General features: G+C 71.7%; 17 protein-coding genes. 6 read left to right on the top strand and 11 right to left on the bottom strand.

Annotated elements, in window-relative coordinates:
* The first annotated feature begins 55 nt into the window (after positions 1-55).
* Positions 56-949, top strand: a complete 894-nt coding sequence (locus ABZ624_RS16095) for a deoxyribonuclease IV (protein WP_360088070.1) — start codon at positions 56-58, stop codon at positions 947-949.
* Positions 950-955: 6 nt separating this feature from the next.
* Here ABZ624_RS16095 and ABZ624_RS16090 read toward each other — a convergent pair whose 3' ends face one another.
* Positions 956-1,588: a sulfite oxidase-like oxidoreductase gene (locus tag ABZ624_RS16090; protein ID WP_360088067.1), complete on the bottom strand. Its 633-nt coding sequence runs from the start codon at positions 1,586-1,588 to the stop codon at positions 956-958.
* 174 nt (positions 1,589-1,762) lie between these two features.
* On the opposite strand from ABZ624_RS16090, the gene bfr reads away from it, so the two are divergent.
* Positions 1,763-2,242, top strand: coding sequence for a bacterioferritin (gene bfr / locus ABZ624_RS16085; protein ID WP_360088064.1), 480 nt, complete (start codon positions 1,763-1,765; stop codon positions 2,240-2,242).
* Here bfr and ABZ624_RS16080 read toward each other — a convergent pair.
* Entirely contained in the window at positions 2,239-2,463 is a 225-nt protein-coding gene (locus ABZ624_RS16080; protein ID WP_360088061.1) for a (2Fe-2S)-binding protein, read from the bottom strand. The genes bfr and ABZ624_RS16080 overlap by 4 nt on opposite strands.
* A 138-nt stretch (positions 2,464-2,601) precedes the next feature.
* Complete coding sequence (locus ABZ624_RS16075; RefSeq protein WP_360088058.1) at positions 2,602-3,954, bottom strand: class II 3-deoxy-7-phosphoheptulonate synthase; 1,353 nt, start codon at positions 3,952-3,954, stop codon at positions 2,602-2,604.
* Positions 3,955-4,060: 106 nt separating this feature from the next.
* Here ABZ624_RS16075 and ABZ624_RS16070 point away from each other — a divergent pair, with 106 nt between their 5' ends.
* Complete coding sequence (locus ABZ624_RS16070; protein WP_107440922.1) at positions 4,061-4,117, top strand: trp operon leader peptide; 57 nt, start codon at positions 4,061-4,063, stop codon at positions 4,115-4,117.
* Between the two features lie 93 nt (positions 4,118-4,210).
* Positions 4,211-6,067, top strand: coding sequence for a chorismate-binding protein (locus tag ABZ624_RS16065; RefSeq protein WP_360088055.1), 1,857 nt, complete (start codon positions 4,211-4,213; stop codon positions 6,065-6,067).
* Positions 6,068-6,084: 17 nt separating this feature from the next.
* Here the strand turns inward: ABZ624_RS16065 and ABZ624_RS16060 are convergent, their stop codons facing one another.
* The 4 genes from ABZ624_RS16060 to ABZ624_RS16045 form a co-directional block, all read right to left on the bottom strand.
* Positions 6,085-7,113 carry a 6-phosphofructokinase gene (locus ABZ624_RS16060; RefSeq protein ID WP_360088052.1) on the bottom strand — a complete coding sequence of 343 codons (1,029 nt, stop codon included), beginning with the start codon at positions 7,111-7,113 and terminating at the stop codon, positions 6,085-6,087.
* Between the two features lie 94 nt (positions 7,114-7,207).
* The gene (locus ABZ624_RS16055) at positions 7,208-7,885 is read right to left on the bottom strand and encodes a response regulator transcription factor (protein ID WP_360088049.1); all 678 of its coding nucleotides are present in this window, start codon (positions 7,883-7,885) and stop codon (positions 7,208-7,210) included.
* Positions 7,882-9,108, bottom strand: a complete 1,227-nt coding sequence (locus ABZ624_RS16050) for a DUF5931 domain-containing protein (protein WP_360088046.1) — start codon at positions 9,106-9,108, stop codon at positions 7,882-7,884. The genes ABZ624_RS16055 and ABZ624_RS16050 overlap by 4 nt, the downstream gene beginning before the upstream one ends.
* 42 nt (positions 9,109-9,150) lie before the next feature.
* Positions 9,151-9,906 carry a lysophospholipid acyltransferase family protein gene (locus ABZ624_RS16045; protein WP_360088584.1) on the bottom strand — a complete coding sequence of 252 codons (756 nt, stop codon included), beginning with the start codon at positions 9,904-9,906 and terminating at the stop codon, positions 9,151-9,153.
* A 173-nt stretch (positions 9,907-10,079) separates the two neighbouring features.
* On the opposite strand from ABZ624_RS16045, the gene ABZ624_RS16040 reads away from it, so the two are divergent.
* Both ABZ624_RS16040 and ABZ624_RS16035 read left to right on the top strand, forming a co-directional pair.
* Positions 10,080-10,859, top strand: coding sequence for an alpha/beta fold hydrolase (locus tag ABZ624_RS16040; RefSeq protein ID WP_360088043.1), 780 nt, complete (start codon positions 10,080-10,082; stop codon positions 10,857-10,859).
* Complete coding sequence (locus ABZ624_RS16035; RefSeq protein WP_360088040.1) at positions 10,852-11,406, top strand: hypothetical protein; 555 nt, start codon at positions 10,852-10,854, stop codon at positions 11,404-11,406. Before ABZ624_RS16040 ends, ABZ624_RS16035 begins: the two co-directional genes overlap by 8 nt.
* Positions 11,407-11,431: 25 nt before the next feature.
* On the opposite strand, the gene ABZ624_RS16030 is transcribed toward ABZ624_RS16035, so the two are convergent.
* From ABZ624_RS16030 to ABZ624_RS16015, 4 genes are all read right to left on the bottom strand, one after another.
* Entirely contained in the window at positions 11,432-12,184 is a 753-nt protein-coding gene (locus tag ABZ624_RS16030) for an endonuclease/exonuclease/phosphatase family protein (RefSeq protein WP_360088037.1), read from the bottom strand.
* Between the two features lie 145 nt (positions 12,185-12,329).
* A complete protein-coding gene (locus tag ABZ624_RS16025) occupies positions 12,330-13,283 on the bottom strand; it encodes an ROK family glucokinase (protein WP_360088034.1) in 954 nt (317 codons plus the stop codon).
* A 67-nt stretch (positions 13,284-13,350) separates the two neighbouring features.
* Positions 13,351-13,851 (bottom strand): DUF5304 domain-containing protein, encoded by a 501-nt coding sequence (locus ABZ624_RS16020; RefSeq protein ID WP_360088031.1) that lies wholly within the window; start codon positions 13,849-13,851, stop codon positions 13,351-13,353.
* Positions 13,852-13,908: 57 nt separating this feature from the next.
* Positions 13,909-15,084 carry an ArsA-related P-loop ATPase gene (locus ABZ624_RS16015; protein ID WP_360088028.1) on the bottom strand — a complete coding sequence of 392 codons (1,176 nt, stop codon included), beginning with the start codon at positions 15,082-15,084 and terminating at the stop codon, positions 13,909-13,911.
* Positions 15,085-15,101: the final 17 nt, after the last annotated feature.

Genomic DNA, 15,101 nt, shown 5'->3' with positions numbered 1-15,101 from the left:
GGGGTCACCGGGGACCGTGGTCCGGCGGCCGGGGCGGGCATGACACCCTGAACGGGTGAGTCCCGTTCAGCCCGCGTCCCTCCCCTCGCCCCCTGCGCGCAATCCCGTCGGCGGTCATGTCCCCGTGGCCGGCGGCCTGCACTCCGTGGGGCTGTCGTACGCCCGTGAGCTGCGGGCGGAGACCGTGCAGGTCTTCGTGGCCAATCCGCGCGGCTGGGCCACGCCCGCCGGGAACCCGCGGCAGGACGAGGCATTCCGCCAGGAGTGTGCCGAGCGGTCGGTGCCGGCGTATGTGCACGCGCCGTACCTGATCAACTTCGGCTCGCACACCGAGGCGACCGTGGAGCGGTCGGTGGAGTCGCTCAGGCACTCGCTGCGGCGCGGGCGGGAGATCGGCGCGCTCGGTGTGGTCGTGCACACCGGGAGCGCGACCGGCGGGCGGGCCCGCGACGTGGCGCTGAAGCAGGTGCGCGAGCACATGCTGCCGCTGCTGGACGAGCTGACCCACGACGACGATCCGTTCCTGCTGCTGGAGTCGACCGCCGGACAGGGCGCCTCGCTGTGCTCCCGCACCTGGGACTTCGGCCCGTACTTCGAGGCGCTGGACGCCCATCCGAAGCTGGGGGTCTGCCTGGACACCTGCCACATCTTCGCCGCGGGGCACGACCTGACCGGCCCGAGCGGCATGCACCAGACGCTCGACCTGCTGGTCGACACCGTCGGCGAGGGCCGGCTGAAGCTGATCCACGCGAACGACTCCAAGGACGTGGTCGGCGCGCACAAGGACCGGCACGAGAACATCGGCGCCGGCCACATCGGCGAGGATCCCTTTCGCGCCCTGATGACCCACCCGGCGACCGCGGGCGTCCCGCTGGTCATCGAGACGCCGGGCGGCAGGGAGGGGCATGCGGCGGACGTGGAGCGGCTGAAGAAGCTCAGGGACTGCTGAGAGCGGTCAGAGTTCCGGGCCCTCGCCCGGTTCCTCCTGGTAGGAGTAGCGCTGTTCCTTCCAGGGATCGCCGACGTTGTGGTAGCCGCGCTCCTCCCAGAAGCCGCGGCGGTCGGCGGTCATGTACTCCACGCCACGGACCCACTTGGGGCCCTTCCAGGCGTACAGGTGGGGCACGATCAGCCGGACCGGGAAGCCGTGCTCGGCGGTGAGCAGCTCGCCGTCCTTGTGGGTGGCGAAGATGGTGCCGTCGGAGGTGAAGTCCGACAGGCGGAGGTTGGAGCTGAAGCCGTACTCCGCCCACACCATCACGTGGGTGACGTCGGGCGCCGGCGGGGCCAGCTCGAGGATGGTACGGGCGGGGATCCCGCCCCACTCCGCGCCGGTCATGCTGAACTTCGTCACGCAGTGCAGATCGGCCACCACGGTGGTGTACGGCAGGGCCGTGAGCTCCTCGTGGTTCCAGACGTGCTTGTCACCGTCGGCGGTGGCGCCGAAGACCCGGAACTCCCAGCGCTCGGGCCGGAACTTCGGGACGGGCCCGTAGTGCGTGACCGGCCAGCCGCGCTGGAGCCGCTGACCCGGCGGGAGCTCGGACCCTGCCGCTGCTCCAGACTCGCGCTCCACCGGATGACCCATGTATCCATCCTGACAGACCTCGGGCAGTGTCCTTGACCACCCTTCCGAGAATCGGACAAGCAGCAACAACTCAGGGCGTACTTACTAAGTACGCACTTACTGGACGATCTTCGTTGCCGATGCGATCATGCCGCCGCACCCTCTCCCGTAACCCGTGTGGAAGGAGCCGCTGCGATGCAGGGCGACCCCGAGGTCATCGAGTTCCTCAACGAGCAGCTCACCGGCGAGCTGACCGCGATCAACCAGTATTTCCTGCACGCGAAGATGCAGGAGAACTTCGGCTGGACGAAGCTCGCCAAGTACACGCGGCACGAGTCGTTCGACGAGATGAAGCACGCGGAGGTGCTCACCGACCGGATCCTCTTCCTGGAGGGGCTGCCCAACTACCAGCGGCTCTTCCACGTCCGCGTCGGGCAGACGGTGCGGGAGATGTTCGAGGCCGACCGGCAGATCGAGGTCGAGGCGATCGACCGGCTGAGGCGGGGGATCAAGGTGATGCGCGAGAAGGGGGACATCACGTCCGCCAACATCTTCGAGGACATCCTCGCCGACGAGGAGCACCACATCGACTACCTCGACACCCAGCTGGAGCTGCTGGAGAAGCTCGGCGAGGCGCTGTACATCTCCCAGCTGATCGAGCAGCCGGAGAGCTAGGCGGCTTCCGGAAGCTCGGAGAGGACCGGCTTGCCCTGGTCGGCCAGGTCACGCCGCGGGCAGGCACTCCGGCCCAGAAGGGCCTGGATCCGGCGGACGCAGGAGCCGCAGTCCGTGCCCGCCTTGCAGGCGGAGGCTATCTGGCGGGGGGTGCAGGCGCCGTCCTGCGCGTGCTGCTTGACCTGGGCCTCGGTGATGCCGAAGCAGCTGCAGACGTACACGCGGATTCACCTCCCGACGGGATCGCTGTATTACTGCCATCCCCTTATCGGTGAGGCAAACCTAACCTTACCCATCCCCCGGCAACCGCAAAAGAGGAAGGGGCACGGATCCGGTGTGATCCGCGCCCCTTCAGATGCCTACTGGTCCCGGTACATCTCCGCGACCAGGAACGCCAGGTCCAGCGACTGGCTGCGGTTCAGTCGCGGGTCGCAGGCCGTCTCGTAGCGCTGGTGCAGATCGTCGACGAAGATCTCGTCGCCGCCGCCCACGCACTCGGTGACGTCGTCGCCGGTCAGCTCCACATGGATGCCGCCCGGGTGGGTGCCGAGCGCCTTGTGCACCTCGAAGAAGCCCTTGACCTCGTCGAGCACGTCGTCGAAGCGGCGGGTCTTGTGCCCGGAGGCCGCCTCGAACGTGTTGCCGTGCATCGGGTCGGTCACCCAGGCCACCGTCGCGCCGGACGCCGTGACCTTCTCCACCAGCTCGGGGAGCTTGTCGCGGATCTTGTCGGCGCCCATCCGGACGATGAAGGTCAGCCGGCCCGGCTCCCGCTCGGGGTCGAGGCGGTCGATGTAGCGCAGCGCCTCCTCGGCCGTCGTCGTCGGGCCGAGCTTGATGCCGATCGGGTTGCGGATCTGCGAGGCGAACTCGATGTGCGCGCCGTCCAGCTGCCGGGTGCGCTCACCGATCCACACCATGTGCCCGGAGACGTCGTACAGCTTGCCGGTGCGGGAGTCGACCCGGGTGAGGGCGGACTCGTAGTCCAGCAGCAGCGCCTCGTGCGAGGAGAAGAACTCGACGGTCTTGAACTCCTCCGGGTCGGTGCCGCAGGCCCGCATGAAGTTCAGCGCGTTGTCGATCTCCCGCGCGAGCTGCTCGTAGCGCTGGCCCGACGGCGAGGTCTTCACGAAGTCCTGGTTCCAGGCGTGCACCTGGCGCAGGTCCGCGTAACCGCCGGTGGTGAAGGCGCGCACCAGGTTCAGCGTGGAGGCGGAGGCGTGGTACATCCGCTTCAGACGCTCGGGGTCCGGGACGCGGGCGGCCTCGGTGAAGTCGAAGCCGTTGACGGAGTCGCCGCGGTAGGTCGGCAGCGTCACGCCGTCGCGGGTCTCGGTCGGCTTGGAGCGGGGCTTGGAGTACTGCCCGGCGATCCGGCCGACCTTCACCACGGGCACGGAGGCCGCGTAGGTGAGGACCGCACCCATCTGGAGCAGCGTCTTGAGCTTGTTGCGGATGTGGTCGGCGGACACCGCGTCGAAGGCCTCGGCGCAGTCGCCGCCCTGGAGGAGGAACGCCTCTCCCTTGGCGACAGCCGCCATCCGGGCGCGCAGCTGGTCGCACTCGCCCGCGAAGACGAGCGGCGGATACGACTCGAGGTCCGCGATCACTGCGCGCAGAGCCTCGGGGTCGGGGTACTCGGGCTGCTGCGCCGCGGGCAGGTCTCGCCAGGTGTTGCCAGCGCTCGGGCTGGTCTTAGCGTTCACGGTCACCTCGTAAACATTACGGGGTCGTCTCGCGTGCCCCCTCCTCCGGCTCGAAGGGTGAGACACCGCGACTGCCTCGTGGACGCGGCACGGGTGCGGTAGGGTTCCTGCCGTGTTCGCGCTTTCGATCCAGAACTGGTGGTGGACCGCTTCTCCGGCGGCCCGCTGATCGCGCGTACCCAGACTTCGCGAAGGCCGCCCGAGGGGCGGCCTTCGGTGTGTCCGGGGCCGTTCCTCACCGACATCGACGCAAGAGGAACCCATGGACCTGGCACAGCTCCTGCACGACGACCGCCCCTTCGCCCTGCTCCGCCGCCGCACCCCCGGCCGCGACGCGCACCCGGTCGAGGTGCTCCTCGGCCCGGTCACAAGCCGTGACCGGCTCGCCGACCTGCCCGGTGAGTGCCTCGCACTGGTCCCGTTCCGGCAGATCCGCGAGCGCGGCTTCGACGTCCGCGACGACGGCACCCCGCTGCTGGTGCTGACCCCCGAGGAGTCGTACGAGATCCCGCTCGACGTGGCGCTGTCCCAGCTGCCGGCGCACGAGGTGCGCGTGGCGGGCGGTGGTTTCGACGTCGGCGACGAGGCGTACGGCGAGATCGTCACCCGGGTGCTGGCCGAGGAGATCGGCCGGGGCGAGGGCGCGAACTTCGTGATCCGGCGCACGTACGAGGGTGAGATCCCGGGGTTCGGCCGGGCCGACGCGCTCGCCCTGTTCCGGCGGCTGCTGGAGGGCGAACGCGGCGCCTACTGGACCTTCGTCGTGCACACGGGGGACCGGACGCTGGTCGGGGCCAGCCCCGAGGTGCACGTCCGGATGTCGGGCGGAACCGTCGTCATGAACCCGATCAGCGGGACGTACCGGTATCCCGCCGAGGGACCGACCCCGGAACACCTGCTCTCCTTCCTCGCCGACGGCAAGGAGATCGAGGAGCTGTCGATGGTCGTCGACGAGGAACTCAAGATGATGTGCACCGTCGGCGACATGGGCGGGGTCGTCGTCGGGCCGCGGCTGAAGGAGATGGCGCACCTCGCGCACACCGAGTACGAGCTGCGCGGGAAGTCCTCCCTGGATGTGCGGGAGGTGCTGAAGGAGACCATGTTCGCGGCGACGGTGACCGGGGCGCCGGTGCAGAACGCGTGCCGGGTCATCGAGCGGCACGAAGTCGGCGGCCGGGGCTACTACGCGGGCGCGCTGGCCCTGCTCGGCCGGGATTCCGGGGGTGCGCAGACCCTGGACTCCCCCATTCTCATCCGCACCGCCGACATCTCCGCCGAGGGACGCCTGCGGGTGCCGGTCGGCGCCACGCTGGTGCGCGGCTCGGACCCGGCGGGCGAGGTCGCGGAGACGCACGCGAAGGCGGCGGGCGTGCTGGCAGCCCTCGGGGTCCGGCCGTCCCGGCCGCACGCGGAGCGTCAGCGGCCCCGGCTGGCCGACGACCCGCGGGTGCGGGCGGCGCTGGACGGGCGCCGGGCCGCGCTCGCGCCCTTCTGGCTGCGGATGCAGGAGCCGGCGCGGGGGCTGACCGGGCATGCCCTCGTGGTCGACGCCGAGGACACCTTCACCGCGATGCTGGCGCACGTACTGCGCTCGGCCGGTCTGCAGGTGAGCGTCCGCCGGTACGACGAGCCGGGGCTGCGGGCGGCGGTGCTCGCGCACGAGGGGCCGGTGGTGCTCGGGCCCGGTCCCGGTGACCCCTGCGACGGAGCCGACCCGAAGATGCGCTTTCTGCGCGAGCTGGCCGCCACGGTGATCCGGGGTCACCGGCACGGCGTCCTCGGGGTCTGCCTCGGCCACGAGCTGATCGCGGCCGAGCTGGGGCTGGACATCGTCCGCAAGGAGGTGCCGTACCAGGGGGCGCAGACCACGGTCGACCTGTTCGGACGGCCGGAGACGGTCGGCTTCTACAACAGCTTCGTCGCCCGCTGCGACGAGGAGGCGGCCCGTGAGCTGGCCGCCCACGGCGTGCAGGTGAGCCGGGCAGCCAACGGTGAGGTGCACGCGCTCCGCGGCCCGGGGTTCGCGGGTGTGCAGTTCCACCCGGAGTCGGTCCTGACCCTGAACGGGGCAACGGTCGTACGGGAACTGGTCGGTCAGCTGCGCCGTACGACCGTGTAGCCGTCCCGGGGCCGCCGTCAGCCGAAGAACACCCCGGCCTCCTCGTACAGCTTCGGGTCCACCGTCTTCAGCTTGGCCGTGGCCTCGGCGAGGGGGACGCGGACGATGTCGGTGGCGCGCAGGGCGACCATGGTGCCGAAGTCGCCGTCGTGGACGCAGTCGATGGCGTGCAGGCCGAAGCGGGTGGCCAGCCAGCGGTCGAAGGCGCTGGGCGTGCCGCCGCGCTGGATGTGCCCGAGGACGGTGGTGCGGGCCTCCTTGCCGGTGCGCTTCTCGATCTCCTTCGCCAGCCATTCGCCGATGCCGGACAGGCGGACGTGCCCGAAGGAGTCGAGCGACTCGTCCTTCAGGACCGCGTCCCCGTCCTTCGGCATCGCGCCTTCCGCGACGACCACGATCGGCGCATACGACGCCTTGAACCGGGAGGTGATCCAGGCGCACACCTGGTCGAGGTCGAAGCGCTGCTCGGGGATGAGGATGACGTTGGCGCCGCCGGCGAGGCCGGAGTGGAGGGCGATCCAGCCGGCGTGACGGCCCATCACCTCGCAGACCAGCACGCGCATATGGGACTCGGCGGTGGTGTGCAGGCGGTCGATGGCCTCCGTGGCGATGCCGACCGCGGTGTCGAAGCCGAAGGTGTAGTCGGTGGCGGACAGGTCGTTGTCGATCGTCTTGGGTACGCCGACGCACGGCACGCCGTACTCGTCCGACAGCCGCGCGGCGACCCCCAGGGTGTCCTCGCCGCCGATCGTGATCAGGGCGTCGATCTCCTGCTTGGCCAGGTTCTCCTTGATGCGGCGGATGCCGTTCTCCGCCTTGAGGGGATTGGTGCGCGAGGAGCCGAGGACGGTGCCGCCGCGGGGCAGGATGCCGCGCACCGCGGGGATGTCGAGGCGCACGCTGTCGCCTTCCAGAGGCCCCCGCCAGCCGTCCCGGAAGCCGACGAAGTCATAGCCGTACTCCTGCACGCCCTTGCGGACGATGGCCCGGATGACGGCGTTGAGCCCGGGGCAGTCGCCGCCTCCGGTCAGTACTCCGACCCGCATGGAAATGTCCCTTCGCCACGGTTTCCTGACAGGGAGTCACGTTAGTGGTGATCCGTGTCACATCGGGAGGGGCGGGAAGAGTGATTCCGGCGCGCTACTCGTCGTCCAGGCCGCGCTCTATGGCGTACCGCACCAGCTCGACCCTGTTGTGCAGCTGGAGCTTGCCGAGGGTGTTCTGCACATGGTTCTGGACCGTGCGGTGGGAGATGACGAGGCGTTCGGCGATCTGCTTGTAGCTCAGGCCCTTGGCGACCAGCCGCAGTACCTCCGTCTCCCGGTCCGTCAGCCGGGGCGCGCCGGGCTCGTCGGTGTCGGGGGCGGGCACGGGCTCGGCGGCCAGCCGGCGGTACTCGCCGAGGACCAGTCCGGCGAGGCCCGGCGTGAACACGGGGTCGCCGACGGCGGTACGGCGCACGGCGTCCAGCAGTTCCTCGGTGGAGGCCGACTTCAGCAGATAGCCGGTCGCACCGGACTTCACGGCCTCCAGCACGTCGGCGTGCTCACCGCTCGCCGAGAGGACCAGCACGCGCAACGCCGGGTTGTGGCCGACCAGTTCCTTGCACACCTGGACACCGGGCTTGGCGGGCAGGTTGAGGTCCAGCACGAGGACGTCGGGGGCGGCGGCCCGGGCGCGGCGGACCGCCTGCTCGCCGTCGCCCGCGGTGGCGACCACCTCGAAGCCGGACTCGGCCAGGTCCCGGGCGACCGCGTCGCGCCACATGGGGTGGTCGTCCACCACCATGACCTTGATCGGGTCCTGCTGCTCGCTCATCGTCGCTCCGCCTTCTTCCCCCGCGCCCGTCCGGCGCCCTTCGGTACCTTCAGTTCCACTTCCGTGCCCTGTCCGGGGACGGAGACGAGTTCGGCGCTGCCGCCCAGGTCGCGCAGCCGCCCCCGGATCGACTGGGCCACGCCGAGCCGGCCCTCCCCCTCGGCCTGGGCGAGCCGCCCTTCGGGGATGCCGGGGCCGTCGTCCCGTACGGTCACGACGATCTCGTCCGGCTCGTCCTCGACCAGGATCCAGGCCCGGGCCCCGGCCCCGGCGTGCCTGCGTACGTTGTCCAGGGCGGCGCCCACCGCGGCGGCCAGCTCCCGCGCGGCCGGCCGGGACAGCTCGACCGGTGCACCGGGCTCGGCGAGGCTCACCCGGGCACCCGCGTACGGCGCCAGCAGGGCGCGCAGGTCGAGCGGGCCGTCGTCGTCGGGCTCTTCCACCACGCGGACGACGGCTCCCGCGGAGGCGTCCTCCGACACCCGGGAGACCGGCAGCAGACCGCCGGAGACCAGCGTGCGCAGGGCCACCTCCTGCTCCCCCGCGAGCCGGCCCAGCTCGGCCGCCTCGCCGCCGAGCACCGCCCCGCGCCGCTGCACCATCGCCAGCACCTGGAGCACGCCGTCGTGGATGTCCCGGGCCAGCCGCTCCCGCTCCCGGGTCGCCGCCTCGATCTCCAGCGCGCGGGCCAGGGTGCGCTCGGAGGCGCGGGCCACCTCCACGACGTAGCCGATGGCGATCGAGGCCACCCAGACCAGGATCACGTTGTGCACGGTGTCCCGGGCCGGGCTGCCTCGCTCGACCAGGTTGACGACGGCCACGGCCGTGGAGGCGCCGGCCGCCCAGCGCCAGCCGCCCTTGATGGCGAAGGCCAGCACCGAACCGGCGGTCCATATCGACGGCAGGGTGGGGCCGCCGCCCGCGATCCTCTGGTGGTTGTCGGCGAGCGGGGTGAGCAGGATGCCGGCCAGGGCGACGGTCAGGTCGGCGGCCAGGAAGCGCCTGGTGCAGCTCGCCGCGTTCCGCACCCTCGGCAGGGTGGCGAGGGTCCACACGAACAGGACGGCGAAGTAGGCGACGGCGACCCAGGGGCGGGCGAAGCGGGAGTACGCGGTGGCGCACAGGCCGATGGCGTACAGCATGGTCAGCACGCGGTAGCCGGTGAGCGCGCGCCACAGCGGCAGCTCGACCGACATCCTCATGACGCGCTCGCGCTTGGGCATGTCCCCCGGTCCCCCGACTCCCCCGACTCCCCGGCTCCCCGCTTACCCTTCTGCCTTCTTCTCGGCGTCCTTCTCCTCGGCGCCCTTGGCCTTCTCCGCTTCCCGGGCCGCCTTCGCCGCGTCCGCGATCTGCCGCTTGGCCGCCGTCGCGTACATGTCGACGTACTCCTGGCCGGAGAGCTTCATGATCTCGTACATGACCTCGTCGGTCAGGGCGCGCAGGACGAAGCGGTCGTGCTCCATGCCGTGGTAGCGGCTGAAGTCCAGCGGCTTGCCGATGCGGATGCCGGGCCGCATCAGCTTCGGCATCACCTTGCCGGGCGGCTGGATCTTCTCGGTGTCGATCATCGCCACCGGAATGACCGGCGCGCCGGTGGCGAGCGCCACGCGTGCCAGGCCGCCGGGCTTGCCCCGGTAGAGCCGGCCGTCGGGCGAGCGCGTGCCCTCGGGGTAGATACCGAACAACTCGCCGCGTTCCAGCACCTCTATGCCGCTCTTGATCGCGGCCTCGCCGGCACCGCGGGCGCCGGAGCGGTCCACCGGGAGCTGTCCGACGCCCTTGAAGAACGCGGCCGTCAGCCTGCCCTTGACGCCCGGGGTGGTGAAGTACTCGGCCTTCGCGATGAAGGTGACCTTGCGGTCGAGGACCGCGGGCAGGAAGAACGAGTCCGAGAAGGACAGGTGATTGCTCGCCAGGATGGCGGCGCCCTCGGCCGGTACGTTCTCCAGGCCTTCCACCCAGGGCCTGAAGGCGACCTTCAGCGGCCCTCCGATGGCGACCTTCATCGTCCCGTACAACACCCGTGTGCCTCCCGTTTCCGTCGAACAGACCTTAACCCGGAGGACCGGCAATGGACCCGACGACCCTGGTCGGTGTCAGTGCGGTCGCGTACGGTGAACCACATCCGCGCGTTGTCCCACGCCTTTGCCGGCCACCGGTGGGGGCCCTTTCAGGAACAGGAGCGTCGAAGGTGCCGGTCCTCCCCGGAGCCGAGCCGTACCGCCACGAGGGCGGGGAGGTGGGGGTCCTCCTCTGCCACGGCTTCACCGGCTCGCCCCAGTCGCTGCGCCCCTGGGCGGAGCACCACGCGGCGCACGGCCTGACCGTGTCGCTGCCGCTGCTGCCCGGCCATGGCACCCGCTGGGAGGACATGCAGGTCACCAGCTGGCAGGACTGGTACGCGGAGGTGGACCGCGAGCTGCGCGTCCTGTCCGAGCGGTGCTCCCGGGTGTTCGTCGCCGGCCTGTCGATGGGCGGCGCCCTGGCGCTGAGGCTCGCGGCCCACCACGGCGAGCGGGTGCAGGGCGTCGTACTCGTCAACCCGGCGAACAAGGTGCACGGCCTGTCGGCGTACGCCCTTCCGGTGGCGCGGCATCTCGTGCGGACGACGAAGGGCATCGCCAGCGACATCGCCAAGCAGGGCGCGGCCGAGCTGGGCTACGACCGGGTACCGCTGCACGCGGCGCACTCGCTGCGGGTGTTCCTGCGCCGGCTGGACGGCGAGCTGCCCCAGGTCACCCAGCCGTTGCTGCTGCTGCGCAGCGCCCAGGACCATGTGGTCCCGGCGGCCGACTCGGCCCGGGTGCTGAGCCGGGTGTCGTCCACGGACGTGACCGAGACCGTGCTGGAACACAGCTACCACGTGGCGACGTTGGACGAGGATGCGGACCGGGTCTTCGAGGAGAGCCTCGCCTTCATCGGCCGGCTCGCACCCAGTCTCGGCGAGGAAGGGACGGCCACAGTTGGCTGAGCACGAGTCCGACCGCGAGGGCCGCGAGCCGGACGAGCAGAAGGTGCCCTTCGACGAGGACGCCGCCTGGCGTGCCATCGTCGCCGGGTACGGCCAGGAGCCGCCGGATCCGCCGGGCGCCAGGCCCTTCAAGGCGGTGGAGGACCTGGCGTTGCCGGAACCGGAGCAGGACGCCGGGGGCGACACCGACAAGGCGCCGGTCCGGCCGCTGGGCAGCTCGGTCTCCTTCGCGCCCGGCGTCGGCCCGCGCGACTACACGCCTTCGGAGCCCTCCGAGGACGACTTCGACGAGGACGACGAGGGGCACTTCGTCCCGCCGGAGCCGCCGCCGCTGCCGGCCGCCGACACCACGGCGAAGTTCGCCTGGCTGGGTGTCGTCGGCGGGCCGATCCTGCTTCTGCTGGCGGTGCTGTTCGGCTGGGAGATGACCTGGTGGCTGACGACCCTCGGCATCGGCGGCTTCCTCGGCGGCTTCGCCACGCTGGTGATGCGGATGCGCACGGACGACGAGGAGGACGACGACCCCGGGCGGGGCGCGGTGGTCTGAGGGGCCAGTGGTGCCGAAGCGGGGCTCAGGCCACCGGTACGCGCAGTGCCGCCAGGACCGGGAGGTGGTCCGTGGCCGCTTCCAGATCGGCCCCGGTGACGCCCGGCTGGTCCAGCGGGACCCCGCAGCCGAGCACCTCGATGTCCTTGGTCACGAAGACGGCGTCGATGCGCTCGGGAGGTTCGCTGTGCGGCCAGGTCTCCTCGCCGCCCCAGGGGGCCACGGCCCGGCAGTCCCGCAGGCTCGCGGAGACCAGCCGGAAGGCGGGGCCGTCAGGGCCTTCGTTGAGGTCTCCGCCTACGACGGCGTGCTCCACGCCCAGGCCGGCGAACCGCTCCAGGAGCATCGCGGCCTGCTCGTACCGCTCCTTGTCGTCCAGGCTCAGATGACAGCTGATCACGCCCAGCCGGGCGCCGCCGAAGCGGATCACCGCCGTGGCGAAGCCGCGCCGGTGCAGTCCGGGAGTGAGGGGCAGCAGGACGTCTTCCGTCCGCTCCACGGTGGCCCGCAGCGAGCAGAGGATCGCCGGTCCGGCCGCGGTGGCCCCGCCGGTCAGGATCACCTGGCCGGTGGCTGCGGCGAGGCGGGCGAGCTTTTTGCGCCAGCGGAAGAAGAGGGGGGCTTCCTGGATCAGGACGAGGTCCGGGGCACAGGCGGTGATCACTCTCGCGAGGGCGCGGGTGTCGTCGCGCATCGAGCGGATGTTGTAGCTCAGGACGCGGATGACGGGCGAACCGTCGGGTTCTGTGCGGGAGTTGGGGAGCAGGGGGGTTGCCATGCCGTCAATTTACGACGGACGGCGTTGGGGCGCCGCATAGCTCGGGGCGCGGGGTTTCGTGCGCGACCGCCGGTTGTGGGCGGCTGGTCGCGCAGTTCCCCGCGCCCCTGAGGTTGGCGCAGTGGCCGCAGCCCGAAAGCGACTGTCACATGATCGGGTCGGGTTCCCTGGCCAGGTCTGCCGCGCCCACCAGGCCCGCCTTGTTGCCGAGCTGGGCCGCGATCACGTCGGCCACCGGGCGCCAGTTGCCGCCGACCAGCCAGCGCTTGTAGGACTTGCGGATCGGGTCGAGGACCAGCTCGCCCTCGTCGGAGAGGCCGCCGCCGACGATGAAGGCGGAGGGGTCGAAGAGGGAGGCCAGGTCGGCGAGGCCGGCGCCGGCCCAGCGGGCCAGCTCGCGGTAGGAGTCGACGGCGACCGGGTCGCCCTGGCGGGCGGCCATGGAGATGTGCTTGCCCTCGATGCCGTCGGGGGTGCCGTCACCGAGGCCGAGCAGGATCTCGGCGCTCTCGGGGGTGGCGTTGGCGCGCTGCTTGGCGTAGCGGACCAGGGCACGGCCGGAGGCGTACTGCTCCCAGCAGCCCTGCGAGCCGCAGCCGCACAGCAGACCGTCCGGGACCATCCGGATGTGCCCGAACTCCGCGGCCACGCCGAAGTGGCCGCGGCGCAGCTTGTTGCCGATGATGATCCCGCCGCCGAGGCCGGTGCCGAGCGTGATGCAGATGACGTTGCGGTGGCCCTTGCCGGCGCCGAACTTGTACTCGCCCCAGGCGGCGGCGTTGGCGTCGTTCTCGACCACGACCGGGAGGCCGACGCGGGCCTCGACCTTCTCCTTCAGCGGCTCCTGGCGCCAGTCGATGTTCGGCGCGAAGTACACCGTGGAGCGCTGCCGGTTCACGTAACCGGCCGCACCGATGCCCACGCCGACGATCTCGTGCCCGGCGCGCGCACCCTCCACCGCCGAGGCGATGGCGTCCACGATGGCCTCGGGCGTGGTGGGGGTCGGCACCTTGAAGGTCGAGAGGATGTTGCCTTCCTCGTCGACCACGCCGGCCGCGATCTTGGTGCCGCCGATGTCGACGCCGATGGTGAGTCCCATGAATCCCTCAGTTTCGGTCGAGCCCCGCTACGGCCAACCGTACCCGAGGCCCTGCCGTGGGAGGGCTTCAGTCCAGGTCGATGCGTTCCCCCGGGCCGGTGCCCTCGCCCCGGTCGCGCCGGCCGTCGGGCCCCTCGCGGGTGAGGTCGTCGGCTGTGCGGGCGGTCCAGCGGCGCTCCTGGGCCTGGACGGCGGAGCGGTAGGCGGCGAGCAGTTCGCCGCCGGCCGCTGCCAGGTGGTCGAAGACGTCAGGGTTGCGGTCTATGACGGGCTCGACGGCGGCCTTGGCCTGCTGGACGGCCTGGCGCACGACCTGCTGGGCCGCCGGTCCGGCAAGGCCGCCGAGGAGCGGTGACGAGAGGCCGGACAGCTTGTCGGCCACCGTGTCCACGAGTTTCTTCAGTTCTTCGGCGGCCGAGCCCGGCTGCGGGCCGTGCTCGGCGCGGCGGCGGGTCTTCTCGGCGGCGAGGTCCTCGGCGCAGGCCGTCGCCCAGGCGTCGGCGTCGGTCGCCCGGCCTTGTTCCTCGTTTTCCGCGGACGAGTCGGATACGGGACGCTCTTCGCTCATGGCGGACTCCTGACTACGGTTCGCCTTTACGACGTTACCCGAACGGGCGTGCCCGGTTCACCGTCCGCCTGCGGGCCACAGGTCCGGGTCCGGGGCGAAGCGGATGCGCAGTTCGCCCTCGCGCAGGGCGGCGCCGGCGACGGTGCAGCGGCGCAGGGCCGAGGGCAGCGGTACGAGCCGGCGGAAGGGGCCCGCGGTGATGACGAGTTCGTCGCCGCGCCGGATCAGATCCAGCTCGTCGCGTATCGCACCGGGCAGCGGAATGTGCCAGACCAGCACGCCGTCCTCGGCGATCCGGTCGGCGACGGGCCACCCGGCCGGGGCGGGCGACGGGTTGACGGCGGGCAGGGCGAGGGCGGTGAGGTCGTCGGTGCCGCGCGGGTCGCGGCCGAGGTGGGGGACGGGGTGGACCTCGTACGGCTCCTCCTGCCAGTCGGCGAGCGTCTTGCGCTGCTGGGCGAGGAGGGCGGAGAACCAGCTGTCGCCGGTGGCCTCGGGGAGGACGCGGTTGGCGATCAGGGCCTCGGTGCGCAGGGCGCGCAGGGCGAGGCCCAGGCGGCCGGCGCGTACGGCGTCGGCGCCGGCCGGGCCGGGTTCGGCGACCAGGCGTACGGCGGTGTCCCGGTCGGTGAGGACGGCCTCGACGGCGGCCAGTTCGACGTCCCAGCGGGCCGCGGTCTCGTACAGCCAGTCCGCGGGCATGGGGACACCGGCGAGCCGGCCGAGGACCGGGCGCAGGGCGCGGGCCGCCTGCCGCTCGGGCGGGAGCAGGCGGCGCAGGTAGCGGCGCAGTTCCTCGGGGAGGGCGAGCAGCGCGAGGGCCTGTGGGAGGGGCGGGAGGTCGACGACGAGGAGGTCGTAGCGCTCGGAGAGGGCGGCGTCCCGGAGGGCGCGCAGGAAGGACAGTTCCTCGGCGCCGGGCAGCGGGGTGACCTCCTCGGCGTCCAGCCGGGCGGCGCCGAGCAGGTCGAGGACGTTCGCGGCGCGGGTCTGGAAGGCGGTGAGGTCGTGGCGGAAACGTTCGGCGGCGTCCGGGCGCCAGGTGCTGAGGTTCGGCGCGGCTTCGACGGGGGCCGGTCCTGTCGCGGAGCCCAGTGCGGCGCCGAGGGTGTCGGTGCGGTCGGCGCCGAGGAGGAGGGTGCGGGTGCCCTCGCGGGCGGCGGCGAGCGCGGTGGCGGCGGCGACCGTGGTACGACCGCTGCCGCCGGGGCCCGTGATCAGGATGGTGCGCATGAGGCTGAACGGTACCG

It is taken from the genome of Streptomyces sp. NPDC007205 (assembly GCF_040634095.1).
In the GTDB taxonomy this organism is placed as follows: domain Bacteria; phylum Actinomycetota; class Actinomycetes; order Streptomycetales; family Streptomycetaceae; genus Streptomyces.
Note: the sequence above shows the minus strand (reverse complement) of the source record. Positions and strands in the feature narration are given on the sequence as shown.